The 12587-nt window shown below is 70.2% G+C and carries 11 protein-coding genes; 6 read left to right on the forward strand and 5 right to left on the reverse strand.

Features of this window, described 5'->3' with window-relative positions:
• Positions 1-707 precede the first annotated feature (707 nt).
• Together IE325_RS42265 and IE325_RS42270 are read right to left on the reverse strand one after the other, a co-directional pair.
• Positions 708-1604, reverse strand: a complete 897-nt coding sequence (locus IE325_RS42265) for an aminoglycoside phosphotransferase family protein (protein WP_190075574.1) — start codon at positions 1602-1604, stop codon at positions 708-710.
• Positions 1605-1754: 150 nt separating this feature from the next.
• Positions 1755-2546 (reverse strand): class I SAM-dependent methyltransferase, encoded by a 792-nt coding sequence (locus tag IE325_RS42270; RefSeq protein ID WP_190075518.1) that lies wholly within the window; start codon positions 2544-2546, stop codon positions 1755-1757.
• A 128-nt stretch (positions 2547-2674) separates the two neighbouring features.
• On the opposite strand from IE325_RS42270, the gene IE325_RS42275 reads away from it, so the two are divergent.
• On the forward strand, positions 2675-3490 hold the full coding sequence (locus IE325_RS42275; protein WP_190075519.1) for a PhzF family phenazine biosynthesis protein: 816 nt from the start codon (positions 2675-2677) through the stop codon (positions 3488-3490).
• 15 nt (positions 3491-3505) lie between these two features.
• Here the strand turns inward: IE325_RS42275 and IE325_RS42280 are convergent, their stop codons facing one another.
• The gene (locus IE325_RS42280; RefSeq protein WP_308437712.1) at positions 3506-4285 is read right to left on the reverse strand and encodes a CPBP family intramembrane glutamic endopeptidase; all 780 of its coding nucleotides are present in this window, start codon (positions 4283-4285) and stop codon (positions 3506-3508) included.
• A gap of 215 nt (positions 4286-4500) precedes the next feature.
• On the opposite strand from IE325_RS42280, the gene IE325_RS42285 reads away from it, so the two are divergent.
• The 3 genes from IE325_RS42285 (at position 4501) to IE325_RS42295 (ending at position 7957) form a co-directional block, all read left to right on the forward strand.
• Positions 4501-6273, forward strand: coding sequence for a substrate-binding and VWA domain-containing protein (locus IE325_RS42285; RefSeq protein ID WP_190075521.1), 1773 nt, complete (start codon positions 4501-4503; stop codon positions 6271-6273).
• Between the two features lie 123 nt (positions 6274-6396).
• The gene (locus IE325_RS42290; protein WP_190075522.1) at positions 6397-6819 is read left to right on the forward strand and encodes a YciI family protein; all 423 of its coding nucleotides are present in this window, start codon (positions 6397-6399) and stop codon (positions 6817-6819) included.
• Positions 6812-7957 carry an RNA polymerase sigma factor gene (locus IE325_RS42295; protein ID WP_190075523.1) on the forward strand — a complete coding sequence of 382 codons (1146 nt, stop codon included), beginning with the start codon at positions 6812-6814 and terminating at the stop codon, positions 7955-7957. The genes IE325_RS42290 and IE325_RS42295 overlap by 8 nt, the downstream gene beginning before the upstream one ends.
• Positions 7958-7976: 19 nt before the next feature.
• Here the strand turns inward: IE325_RS42295 and IE325_RS42300 are convergent, their stop codons facing one another.
• Positions 7977-9494: a glutamate-cysteine ligase family protein gene (locus tag IE325_RS42300; RefSeq protein WP_190075524.1), complete on the reverse strand. Its 1518-nt coding sequence runs from the start codon at positions 9492-9494 to the stop codon at positions 7977-7979.
• Positions 9495-10063: 569 nt separating this feature from the next.
• Between IE325_RS42300 and IE325_RS42305 the strand changes: the two genes are divergently transcribed.
• Positions 10064-10675, forward strand: coding sequence for a hypothetical protein (locus IE325_RS42305; protein WP_190075525.1), 612 nt, complete (start codon positions 10064-10066; stop codon positions 10673-10675).
• Between the two features lie 430 nt (positions 10676-11105).
• Positions 11106-11312, forward strand: coding sequence for a DUF5999 family protein (locus IE325_RS42310; protein ID WP_190075526.1), 207 nt, complete (start codon positions 11106-11108; stop codon positions 11310-11312).
• Between the two features lie 198 nt (positions 11313-11510).
• Here IE325_RS42310 and IE325_RS42315 read toward each other — a convergent pair whose 3' ends face one another.
• Positions 11511-12545 carry an endo-1,4-beta-xylanase gene (locus tag IE325_RS42315; protein ID WP_190075527.1) on the reverse strand — a complete coding sequence of 345 codons (1035 nt, stop codon included), beginning with the start codon at positions 12543-12545 and terminating at the stop codon, positions 11511-11513.
• Positions 12546-12587: the final 42 nt, after the last annotated feature.

Genomic DNA, 12587 nt, shown 5'->3' on the forward strand with positions numbered 1-12587 from the left:
AGGCTCGACGAGCGCGGTGATAGTCGTCTGCTTCAGCGTCCGAACGCCCAACAGCTCACTGAGATCCCTGTTGGACACATGGTCGGCAGCCGCGACTCCGCGAATGAACGAATCCACGGTCTCGTCGTGGAAGGGCGGGACCACACGCGGCAGCCGGCGGCGGAGGGATGGCTACTCCGCCTCGGGAGCGTCACCGACGCCCCACGACCACCGAGCCTTGCCCCGGACTGCCCGTGATCTTCCGAAGCAGGTCGAGGAAGCTGTCTTGCACCTGTCCACCAGCCATGGAGGATGGATCCGCCGAACGCCGAAAGTAGACAGCACAGGAGACCGCAGCAGGCCCAAGACGGGAGTCCTCAGCCAAGCTTCCACTGGGAGTCACTGGCCGCATACCTTGGACGATCGCCTCACCCAGAGGACGCGTGTCGACAGCTGCCAGGATTCGGATGGCACAGGCGTACTCAGCCGGGCTCGGCTCCCATCCGCTGCTGTCGAATGCGGCATGCAGACCACGTATCTGTGTCGCTAACTGCTCGATGTCGGCTGCCATGAGCCGACCATACTGATTCTGCCGCTGGCGCGCCGATACCTCCGCACGCCACCGCTGCACGACCATCGTTGGTGACGCCCGACGGCCAGACTTCACTACCACAGGACACCCGTTCGATTACTGCACAGCGGCGAGCGGGGAGGTCTCAGCCGCGGCATCACTCCATCGACGCAAGAATGCGGTCGAGTGTCCGGCGGCCCATTTCGCTCATCGTCGGGTTGCTCTCGACGTAGTACCAGACGACACCCATCGCCTGTTCGAACGCCCAGGCCTTGCCGCGCTCCCACTCCAGATCGTCACAGGCCAGCGTCCGCCGGAGGACTTCCCGTGGGCCTGGCTGCAACAGGTGCCAGGCGCTGACGAGATCCAGCGCAGGGTCGGCCGGGCCGAAGCCGCCGGTGTCGAGTACGCCGCTGAGCCGGTCTCCCGTGATCAGTACGTTGCCGGGGATCAAGTCACCATGGCTCATCACGTCGGCACCCGTGCGCGGCAACTCCCGGAAGTGGCTCCACACCTGGCGCACCCGGGGCACGTCGAGCAGCCCCTCACTCTCCTCGAAGCACTTCGCCATCCAGTCGTCGTGGTGAGTGAGAACGCCGCCACGATTCTCGCCGCTGAAAAGCCGGCCTCGCGTCTCGGCGTTCCGCAGGGCCGCGATGAAGGCCGCGAGGTCCTCGGCGAATGCGTCCGACCCGCTCGGGTCGGCCTCGGAGGCGATCGTTCCCGGCAGCCATGTCTGGACCGACCACGGCATGGGGTAACCCGCTCCGGGCTGTCCCAAGGCGACGGGTACCGGGGCGGGGAAGCGAGACACCTGTGCCAGCTCCGCGCTCGCCCGGGCCTCCTGTTCCAGAACCGCCAGCGCCTCGGCGGCATCGGCCATGCGCAGGGGGAAACGTGCGGAGAGGTCGTTGCCGATACGGAAGATGGCGTTGACCGTCCCGGTCGACGCCAGGGGTCGGATCGCCTTGCCGCTCCACTGGGGGAATTGTTCCTGGATCAAGGTCGCGACGATCTCGGTGGTCACGTCCACCTGGTCATCGTGCATGGTCATCTCTCGCAGCCCCCTCCGCCAGTCCCATTTGAAGGGCCGGAAGGAGTCCGGATCAACCGAGATTCCCGGGCACGCCCGGCGGCGACCACGCGCGGAGGCGACCACGTGCGTAGACCCGCACCAAGGCCCGCACCACCCCTCGCCCCGGCGTCAGGCCTTGCGGCCGACGGCGATGAAGTTGGCGGCGAAGAAGCGCAGCCCGCCGCGGGTCGGCTCGGTGCGTTCGAAGGCCTCGTCCCAGCGGGCGACGTCGTCCGGGGTGGCCAGGCCCTCCGCGATCAGGGTGTCGCGGGCGGCCCAGGCGGGGCCGCGCATGCCGGGCGGTGGGGTGAGGACGGTGGTGTGCCCCTCGAAGGCGATGACGTCCAGGCCGGCCGCGGTGAGCAGTTCGTCGAGGCGGGTGCCGACGGTCAGGTCGTTTCCGCGCCGCCGGTGCATCTCGCGGTACCGCCGGTCCATCTCCTCGAACTCGGGCGGCGCACCCCGCAGCCGGAAGCTGCTCGCGTCGATGTCGACGAGGTACACGGCGCCGCCGGGCCCGGCCAGTGCGGCCAGATGGTCGACGATGGCCTGCTCGTGGCCGCCGTTGTGGGCCAGGACGTGCCGGAGCATCACCAGGTCGAAGGTGCCCTCGGGCAGTCCGGTGGCCTCGGCGGATCCGACGCCGGTGTGCACCGGCAGCCCGGAGCGTTCGGCGAGCGCCGAGGCGACGGCGAGGGCGTCGCCGTCACGGTCGACGGCCCACACGGCTCCGTCCGGGGCGACGATGTCCGCCAGCCGCACCGAGATCGCGCCCGGCCCGCATCCCACATCGGCGATCCGCGCACCGGGCACCGCGCCCGCGGCGGTCCACAGCTCGCGCTCCCGCCGTTCGGCGGTCTGGGCCATGAGCCGGTAGCGCTCGATCTCCTGATCGCTGAGCGTCAACGAGTAGTCGGTCACTTCGATGTCTCCTGGGATCGAGCATAGGGAGGAAGCGGAGCTCCAGCGACATGGTGCCCCCGAAATCGGTCCAGCGCCCCCGAATTGGCCTTGGCCGCCCCCTCCCCGCGGCCCCTACGGTCGGCGACATGCGGATTCGAATCGTCGACGCCTTCGCCGACCGTCCCTTCACCGGCAACCCGGCCGGGGTCCTGCTGCTCGAAGAGAGCGGGTTCCCCGAGGACGCCTGGCTCCAGAACGTGGCCATGGAGGTCAATCACGCCGAGACGGCGTTCGCGCACCCGTTGCCCGAGGGCAGCGAGGCCGACTGGGCGCTGCGGTGGTTCACACCGGTCACGGAGGTGGCGATGTGCGGTCACGCCACCCTCGCCACGGCCCACGTACTGCACAGCACGGGCGCTCACGAGGGGCTCGTACGGTTCGCCACCCTCAGCGGCGTGCTCGTCGCGACGCCCCGCGAGGACGGGTCGATCACCCTCGACTTCCCGACCGCCCCGCTCACTCCCGTCACCGCCCCCGACGGCGTCGCCGAGGCACTGGGTGCCGAGCCCCTCGCCGTCCTCGACACCGGCCCGAACATCGGCGACCTGCTCCTCGAACTCCCCGACGAGAAGACGGTCCTCGGTCTGCGCCCCGACCTGAAGTCCCTCGGCGCCTACTCACAGCGCGGCATCATCGCCACCGCCCGCGCCGAGGACCCCACGCGTGGCTACGACTTCGTCTCCCGCTGCTTCTTCCCGAACGTCGGTATCGACGAGGATCCCGTCACGGGCAGTGCCCACACGGCCCTCGCCCCCTTCTGGTCCGAGCGCCTCGGCCGGGCGGAGCTCACCGGCCTCCAGGCCTCCCGCCGCTCCGGCCGCGTCCGCACGGAGCTGCGCGGCGACCGCACGCTGCTGACCGGGCGCGCCGTGACCGCCATCGAGGGCGAGCTGATCGCGTAACCGGCAGGACACCCCTCACGCCGTCGGCAGCCATCCCACCTTCCCCGCGAGCAGCGCGTAACCGACGAACGCCCCTATGTCCAGCAGGGAATGCGCCACCACCAGCGGCCCCACCCGACCCCATCGCCGGTAGAGGTACACGAACACCACGCCCATCGCCATGTTGCCGAGGAAGCCCCCGATGCCCTGGTAGAGGTGGTACGAGCCGCGCAGTACGGAACTGGCCACCAGCGCGGTGCCGGGCGTCCAGCCCAACTGGCCCAAGCGGCGCAGCAGATAGCCGACGACGATGACCTCTTCGAGGATCGCGTTCTGCAGCGCCGAGAGGATCAGTACGGGGTACTTCCACCACACCTCGGGCAGCGCCTCCGGCACCACGGTGAGGTTGAAGCCGAGTCCGCGTGCGGCCAGGTAGAAGGCGATCCCGGTGCTGCCGATCACCGCCGCGATCGCCGCGCCCCGGCCGAGGTCGGGCCAGGGGCGGGTGCGGTCGAAGCCGAGGGTGCGCAGGCTCTGCCCCTCGCGCATCAGGAAGTGCGCGACCAGGGCCACAGGGATCAGCGCGGTGGTGATCCCGAAGAGCTGCCAGGCGAGATCCAGCCAGGGGCGACCCGGCGCGGCAGAGGCGTTGAGAGTGGCGGCCTGGTCCTTGAGGCCACCCGGTTTGGTGACGGAGCCGACAAAACTGATCAGGGCGGACACACCGCTCGCACCGAGCGAAAGCCCCAGAACGAGCAGCGTCTCATCACGGAAAATCCGTCGCGAGGGCCGCTCATGAGGAAAAGAATCGGCCATGGGGCCTGCCTCGCCCTGCACTCCTGCCTCCAGTTGAGTAATCCCGCCTCATCCTCATCGTCGCCCCGCTAGGGTCTCGAAAGCAGTTACGAAGACCGTGCGCGACAGGCCGTTGGGGGGACGGGCGCCGTACGGGGCGTGCCGCCCCTCTGCCTGCCATACGGCCGGAATCCGGCGTGTGGTTCAGCACGGCGACAGGGAGGGGCACGACCGACATGGGACGTCACAGCTTGCCCGATCAGTATGGGGCGGGCGTCAGCGACCCCCGTCGACGGGCGCGACGCCGTACGGTCGCCATCGCGACGGCCCTCGTCCTGGCCGTCGCCGGTGGTACGGCCGCCGCGGTCAGAGGCGGACTGCTCTCGTTCGGCACCTCCTGCCAGGACGATCCGGTACGGCTGACCCTGGCCGTCTCCCCCGACATGGCCCCCGCCCTGGAGAGCGCGGCGAAGCGGGCCCGGGAGGCCGACCTCACCTCCGACGGGCGGTGCGTCGCCGTGACGGTGAGCCCGCGCGAGCCGTACAAGGTCACGGACACGCTGCTCGCGGGCAAGGACCCGGGCGCCGAGGTGTGGGTTCCGGACTCGGAGGTGTGGCTGCAGCGGCTCACGGCGAACGGCGGCACGGCCGACGTGTCCACGGTGGGCCATGTCGCCTCCACCCCGGTCGGGGTCGGGATGGTGCCGACCGCCGCGAAGTCGCTGGGCTGGCCCAAGAAGACGTACGGCTGGCTGGAGCTGGCCGGCGCCGCGCTGGGCGACGACTCGCTGCGGCTCGGTGCGGCCGATCCCGCGCGCAGCGCGACCGGGCTGCTCGCCCTGACCCGGCTGAGCACGGCCGCCGCCGGGGCCGAGGGCGGGGACACACAGGCCGCGGCGATGATGAAGGCGCTGTCGCAGCGTGTCTCCGACAGCGACGGCCAGGTCCTGGAGACGCTGCCGCGCGACTCGTCCGGCACCGAGCAGGGCAATCCGAAGCGCAATCAGGCGCTGGTCGTCAGCGAGCAGACGGCGTACATGTACAACTCCGCGGCGGACGGCGGCGCCGGCCTGGACTTCTTCTATCCGAAGGACGGCTCGCCCCGGCTCGACTACCCGTACGCCCTCCTCGACCAGACCGGGCTGACCACCGACGAGAGCCGGGCCGCGATCCGCTTCATGAGCTATCTCAGCGATGCCCCGCAGCGGCGGCTGCTGGAGCGGTACGGCTTCCGCACCTCCGACGACGCGGTCCCGGACGCGCTGGTCGCGAAGGCCGGGGGCAGCGGTCCGCAGCCGTACAAGGAGCCCGCGGCCCGGCCCGCCTCGGCGACCGCGCTGCAGGAGACCCTCGGCGTATGGACGATCACCGTGCAGAGCGCGCGGATCACCACGGTGGTGGACGCCTCCGCCTCCATGTCCGAGCCGGTGCCGGGCAACGGGCGATCGCGGATGGACGTCACCAAGGCGGCGCTCCAGCAGGCCCTCGCCACGTTCACGGCCGAGGACGAGATCGGCCTGTGGGACTTCTCCACCAAGCTCGACGGCGGCAAGGACTACCGCGTCCTGGTGCCGACCGAGCGGCTCGGCAACGCCAAGGGCACGGGCACCCAGCGCGACCGGCTGTCGGCGGCGTTCGGCGATCTGGCGCCGGTACCGGACGGTGCGACGGGGCTGTACGACACGACGCTCGCCGCATACAAGGCGGCGACCGGCTCCTACGCCGAGGGCAAGTTCAACGCACTGGTCATCCTCACCGACGGCCGGAACGAGGACCCGGGCAGCGTCTCGCGCGCCGACCTCATCGCCCAGCTGGAGCGCCTCACCAACCCCGAGCGGCCGGTGCCCCTCATCATGATCGCCGTAGGCCCGGACGCCGACCGCGAGGAGGCGAACCGTATCGCCGGGGCCACGGGCGGCTCGGGCCAGGAGGTGAGCGACCCGGCGCAGATCCAGTCGGTGATCCTCAAGGCGATCGTGGAGGCGGCTTCACGGGACGGACAGGGCTGAGCCGGCCCACCGGAAAAAATCTTCGGGCAATTCCGTACGGCGATGTCGAGAACCCATGTCCCGCTCCGTCCCCGTGGTGAACGCGACGACAATGGGTCGCACCAGCATCGAGGAGAGATCACGATGGCCAAGTACCTGCTGCTGAAGCACTACCGCGGCGCCCCGTCGGCCGTGAACGACGTGCCGATGGACCAGTGGACGCCGGAGGAGATCTCCGCGCATGTGCAGTACATGAACGACTTCGCGGCCCGGCTGGAGAAGACCGGCGAGTTCGTCGAAGGTCAGGCGCTCGCTCCCGAGGGGTCGTGGGTCCGGTACGACGGTGAGGGGCGCCCGCCGGTCACGGACGGGCCGTTCGCCGAGACCAAGGACCTCATCGCCGGCTGGATGGTGATCGACGTCGACAGCCATGAGCGTGCCGTCGAGCTGGCCGGGGAGCTGTCGGCCGCGCCGGGTGCGGGCGGGAAGCCGATCCACGAGTGGCTGGAGCTGCGCCCGTTCCTGACCGCGCATCCCTCCGGCGAGGAGTGCCTCGGCCATGGATGAGGCCTTGCTCAGAGGCCTCACACCGAGTGTGCTCACCGTCCTCGTCCGCCGCGGAGCCGACTTCGCGGCGGCCGAGGACGCCGTGCAGGACGCGCTGGTCGAGGCGGTCCGCGGCTGGCCGGACGATCCGCCGCGCGACCCGAAGGGCTGGCTGATCACCGTCGCCTGGCGCAAGTTCCTCGACGCGACCCGGGCGGACACCGCGCGCCGCCGGCGTGAGGACCTCGTGGAGGAGGAGCCGCCGCCGGGCCCCGCGCCCTCGGCGGACGACACGCTCCAGCTCTACTTCCTCTGTGCCCACCCGTCCCTCACGCCGTCGTCCGCGGTCGCGCTCACGCTGCGCGCGGTCGGCGGTCTCACCACCCGTCAGATCGCGCGGGCGTATCTGGTGCCGGAGGCGACCATGGCGCAGCGCATCAGCCGCGCCAAGCGCACCGTCTCCACCGTGCGGTTCGACCGGCCCGGCGATGTCGCCACCGTGCTGCGCGTGCTGTACCTGGTCTTCAACGAGGGCTACTCCGGCGATGTCGACCTGTCCGCCGAGGCCATCCGGCTCACCCGGCAGCTGGCAGCCGCGATCGACCACCCCGAGGTGTCGGGTCTGCTCGCCCTGATGCTGCTCCATCACGCCCGGCGGGCCTCCCGCACCGCGCCGGACGGCAGCCTGGTCCCGCTCGCCGAGCAGGACCGGCGCCGCTGGGACACGAAGTCGATCGCCGAGGGCATCGGGATCCTTCAAGCGGCCCTCGCCCGCGACCGGCTGGGCGAGTTCCAGGCGCAGGCCGCCATCGCCGCCCTCCACGCCGACGCGCCCACCGCCGAGGAGACCGACTGGGTGCAGATCGTCGAGTGGTACGACGAGCTCACTCGCCTCACCGACAGCCCGGTCGTCCGGCTCAACCGCGCGGTGGCCGTGGGTGAGGCGGACGGCCCGCGCGCCGGCCTTGCGGCACTCGCGGAGCTGGACGACACCCTGCCCCGCCACACCGCGGCGGCGGCCTATCTCCACGAGCGCGACGGCGATCCGAAGACGGCGGCCCGGCTGTACACCGAGGCGGCCGGCAGGGCGTCGAATCTCGCCGAGCGGGACTATCTGACCCGTCAGGCGGCCCGCCTCAACGCTCTTCTGCGCGGCTGAGGGGCAGCACCGGCAACCCTCACCTCAGCGCCACCGGCGTCGGCAACCCCACCGGCCATGTGTGCACCGGGTCCCCCTGATGCATCAGCTCGCGGTAACGGCGTGTCGTCGCCGCCAGGGCCGCGTCCCTGGAGAGGCCCGACTCCAGTGCCTGGTGGAAGGTGGCCGCCTGCCAGGACGCGCCGTTCATGCGCCTGCGGCACCGCTCCTCGATGACGCCGAGGTAGAGGTCCCGGTCGGCCGGCTCCACGCCCCAGGCGTCCAGGCCCGCTTCCGCGAGCGGCAGCAGTTCGTCGCGTACGAGGCTCACCGCGTCGACCTCCGCGAGGCCTCCGTACCGGCCGCGCCGGGGCCAGCGCATACGCGCGTCGATGCCGTCCCTGCACGCCGCGTCGAAGTTGGCGGCCGCCGCCTCGAAGGGCATCCGGGTCCACACGGGCCGGGTCTCCTCGGCGAGGGCGCGGACGACGCCGTAGTAGAAGGCCGCGTTGGCGATGACGTCCGTGACGGTGGGTCCGGCCGGCAGCACGCGGTTCTCCACGCGGAGGTGCGGGACGCCGTCGGCGATGCCGTAGACCGGGCGGTTCCAGCGGTACACGGTGCCGTTGTGCAGGACAAGTTCGGCGAGGGTCGGCACACCGCCGGAGTCGAGGACGTCGAGGGGGTCCTCGTCGTCGCAGATCGGCAGCAGGGCCGGGAAATAGCGCAGGTTCTCCTCGAATAGGTCGTACGCCGAGGTGACCCAGCGCTCCCCGAACCAGGTGCGCGGCCGTACGCCCTGGGCCTGGAGCTCGGGCGGGCGGGTGTCGGTGGACTGCTGGAACAGCGGCGGGCGGGACTCGCGCCACAGCTCACGCCCGAACAGGAAGGGTGAGTTGGCGCCCACGGCGACCTGGGCAGCGGCGACGGCCTGGGCGGCGTTCCAGACGTCGGCGAAGCGGCCGGGGGTGACCTGGAGGTGCAGTTGTACGGAGGTGCAGGCTGCCTCGGGGGCGATCGACTTCGACGTGCACGTCAGACGCTCGACCCCGTCGATGTCGAGCATGAAGTCCTCGCCGCGGGCCGCCACGATCTGATCGTTGAGCAGGGCGTAGCGGTCCACGTCGGAGAGGTTGGAGGAGACCAGGTCGTCGCGGTCGAGCGTCGGCAGAATGCCGATCATCACGATTCCCGCGTCGACCTCACCGGCTTTTCGGTCGGCATATGCCAGTGACGTACGGAGTTCCTCGGCCAGCTGGTCGAATACCCGGCTCTGCAAGCGGTGTGGGGCTATGTTGACTTCCAGATTGAACATGGCCAGTTCTGTTTGGAAATCACGGCTGGCGATACGCTCCAGTACCTGCGCATTCAACATTTTCGGCATGCCGTCGGCGCCGGTGATGTTCAATTCGATCTCCAGCCCCATGAGGTTCTTGGGGCGATCGAACCGCTTCTGAGCCAGCAGCCGCTCCAGGCCCGTCAGGCACCGCCGCAGCTTCTCGCGGTAGTGCTGCCGATCGGACAGATCGAACCGACCTGCCACGACCTTCTCCCCCATCGAAGCGTCCCTCCTCGGATGGGCGGGCCCCCAGGTCCTGCCCTGGATCCGGCCGCCCGGTCTCCCGGGTCAGGTTGGATGATGCCCAGCCGAGGCGATCGATAACGTCCCGCGCGAACCCGGCGCCCGCTACTCTGATGGATGTGACCGGTGGCACATTCAGCGGGCATGGAGCACTGTGCAGTTTCGGACGCCGCGCCAACTCGTGAAAAACGCCGACGACAATTGGCCGACCGCGCCGAAGGCATTTCCCGAGGTCATCGCCGCGACGCCGCCAGGAAATCGGGATGATTCCCGCATATCACCGGCCGAATGACTCCTTGCCGAGTGCACCGAAAGCGGTTAGACGAAACACCGTCGGAACCCCCGTCGTATAAACTCCGCAATCAAGGCAGAGGGTTGGCGCCCGCGGTCCCGGACCTGCCGTCCACGTGACGTGCGGCAGGCCTCACCCATCCCCCTTGGCTCCCAGACCCCGGCCCCCGCCTCTCTGACCTTCGTGAGCAGACAGCGCCGTCCGCCCCCGCCCCGCCCTCGCGCCATGCCTGTCGAATGAGAGGCGACCCATCATGCCGCTGCATGTCCCCCCGGCTCCCGCGCCCGCACTTCGCTCCGTCCTCACCGCACTCGGCTCGCCCACCGCGGTCCGCGAGGCCCGAACGCCCACGCTGCGCGCCGCCCAGGGGCCCGCCACACCCGAACTCCCGCTGCCCGTCCATGTCCTGGACGAGTTCACCCCGGCGGGCGTGTCCGCGACCCGGCTGGCCGGCTGGCGCTTCCTGATCCGGTGCGGGGAACGCGCGGTGGCCGCGGCCGAGACCCGGCTGACCCCGGACGGCTGGGCGTTCTCGCACTTCTTCGAGGGGCCGTACATCGACTCGACCGAGCGCGCGCTGCGCCAGGCGGAGACGATCACCCAGCCCTACCAGCCACGTCTGCTGTCGTTCCCGGGCCTGTACATGCTCGCGCTCTGGCTGCACGGCGACTGCACCGCCGACGGCGCCACCGGACACCCCGATCCCGCCGACATCCTGGTGCCGCTGGCCCCGGCCCCGCCCGGCATCGCCGCCCATGTGCCGCACCGGGTCGCCGAACTGCTCCCGGTGCTCACCCACCGGGCGACCCCCGCCGCGCCGACCTCACTGCCACCGCTGCCGCCGCTGCTGGGCTCCCCCGCCTGATCCGACTCCCCCGCGTACCCCGCCTCCCCTTTCCGGGTCGCGGGGTACGCCTGTGTCCGGTGAGGGGATTAGTCTCGTAACGGACAAAAGAAAACCGCATCGACAAACTAATTCGCTCGCCCGAGCGACAATGCGCTCGAACGAGCCCTGAGAACCGCCAAGGGCACCTGACCCGCACGGACTAGCCCCATCCGACCACTGCGAACCACCCGAATTGATAGTGGAGTTGGGATGAACCATCCACGCGGGTGAAGCGTCATCAACCTGTGAGAAAGCGGTGCTGCCAAATCCCTGCGGATTGACGCCCGTGGGGCAACACTGGGTTCCGACCGACTTATCACAACGGGGGGCGGCCATGAACGAAGCTTCACGCCGCGAAACAGACACACCAGCCATCTCACAGATCACGACAGAGCGAAAGACACCATCCATGTGCCAGCACCAGCCACCGTGTCCCGAAGCCAACTCCGCCGACCGGGAGTCCGCCCGCCTCATGGCGCACCACCCGGAGCAGGGATGGAGCCTGCTGTGCAACGGCGTTCTGCTCTTCGAGGACACCGGTGAGCTCCTGCCCGACGGCCAGATCATCGCCCCGCACCGCCCGCTGGGCGCCGGCAAGGTGATGACCGCCGCGTAGCGCCGCCCGGCGCACGACGCGGAAAGGCCCTGCACGACCGGGCGGCACGACGGACGCCCGGAGTACTCCCAGGGGCCGGTCGCAGACCCTGACTGCGAGCCGGCCCCGATGTGTGTCCGGGGGCGCTCACGCACCGTAGTGCGCCGTGCGTCCCGGGCGACCCTCGTACGGACGCCCGGGACACCTGGCGCGGGCGGCCTACTTCAGCGCCTGGCGCAGCGCGAAGTAGGCGGGCTTCGGCCGCAGTTCCTCGTCCCAGGGCAGGGCCGCGCCCTCACCCGGGAAGAACGCCGGGATCCAGCTGTACTTGTCCGTGTAGTCCCAGACCGTGATCCCCACACATCGGCGCACCGCCAGGCAGGCCTCGGTCATGTCCCGGTACCAGTCGGCCTGCTGGTCCAGCTTCTCCTCGGTGGCGGGCAGCTGCATCCGTACGTCGACCTCGGTGAGCGCCGTGTCGAGGCCGAGCCGGGCGAAGCGGCGGAGGTTGTCCTCCAGCGTGGTCGGATATCCGTACTGGAGCGCCAGATGGGTCTGGAGGCCGAAGCCGTGCAGCGGGACGCCCTGGGCCTCCAGCTGCTTGGCCAGCTCGTAGTAGGCGTCGCTCTTCGGGCCCGTCGCCTCGACGTTGTAGTCGTTCAGGTACAGCCTGGCCTTCGGGTCGGCCTGGTGGGCCCAGCGCAGGGCGTCGGCGATGTAGCCGGGGCCGAGCGTCTTGTAGAAGACCGTCTCGCGGTAGGTGCCGTCCTCGTTGAACGCCTCGTTGACGACGTCCCAGGCGTAGATCTTGCCGCGGTAGTGCCGCACCTCGGTCTGGATGTGCTTCTTCAGCACGGCCCGCAGCTCGGGTGCCGTCCACTCCCGGCTCGTGAGCCAGTCGGGCAGTTGGCTGTGCCAGACGAGGGTGTGGCCGCGTACCTTCTGATGGTTGGCGCGGGCGAGGTTCACTATCTCGTCGCCCTTGGTGAAGTCGAAGACGCCCTGCTGGGGTTCGGTGGCGTACCACTTCATGCCGTTGCCGGGCGTGATCTGGTCGAACTCGCTGCCCAGGAGCTTCTTGTACGGCTCGTCGACGAGTTCGGGATTGTCGGTCGCGCTGCCGAAGTAGCGGCCGTGGCGCTCGGCGAGGTCGGCGAGGGTGGGTGGCCGGTGATCCGCCTGAGCGGGCGTGCCGGTGACCGCGACCAGGGCGGCCGCGAGGGCGCCGACGAGTCTGAGCCGGTTCTTGCGCATGGTGCGACTCCTCACTGGGTGGATGGTGGGTGAGCCGTACGT

It is taken from the genome of Streptomyces lanatus, from assembly GCF_014655715.1.
GTDB classification, from domain to species: Bacteria; Actinomycetota; Actinomycetes; order Streptomycetales; family Streptomycetaceae; genus Streptomyces; species Streptomyces lanatus.

Bases quoted from the DNA above. Each gene is read 5' to 3' on its own strand.
- IE325_RS42265 (WP_190075574.1), bottom strand. From the start codon at position 1,604: ATGACCATGCACGATGACCAGGTGGACGTGACCACCGAGATCGTCGCG.
- IE325_RS42275 (WP_190075519.1), top strand. From the start codon at position 2,675: ATGCGGATTCGAATCGTCGACGCCTTCGCCGACCGTCCCTTCACCGGC.
- IE325_RS42280 (WP_308437712.1), bottom strand. From the start codon at position 4,285: ATGGCCGATTCTTTTCCTCATGAGCGGCCCTCGCGACGGATTTTCCGT.
- IE325_RS42285 (WP_190075521.1), top strand. From the start codon at position 4,501: ATGGGACGTCACAGCTTGCCCGATCAGTATGGGGCGGGCGTCAGCGAC.
- IE325_RS42290 (WP_190075522.1), top strand. From the start codon at position 6,397: ATGGCCAAGTACCTGCTGCTGAAGCACTACCGCGGCGCCCCGTCGGCC.
- IE325_RS42295 (WP_190075523.1), top strand. From the start codon at position 6,812: ATGGATGAGGCCTTGCTCAGAGGCCTCACACCGAGTGTGCTCACCGTC.
- IE325_RS42300 (WP_190075524.1), bottom strand. From the start codon at position 9,494: ATGGGGGAGAAGGTCGTGGCAGGTCGGTTCGATCTGTCCGATCGGCAG.
- IE325_RS42305 (WP_190075525.1), top strand. From the start codon at position 10,064: ATGCCGCTGCATGTCCCCCCGGCTCCCGCGCCCGCACTTCGCTCCGTC.
- IE325_RS42310 (WP_190075526.1), top strand. From the start codon at position 11,106: ATGTGCCAGCACCAGCCACCGTGTCCCGAAGCCAACTCCGCCGACCGG.
- IE325_RS42315 (WP_190075527.1), bottom strand. From the start codon at position 12,545: ATGCGCAAGAACCGGCTCAGACTCGTCGGCGCCCTCGCGGCCGCCCTG.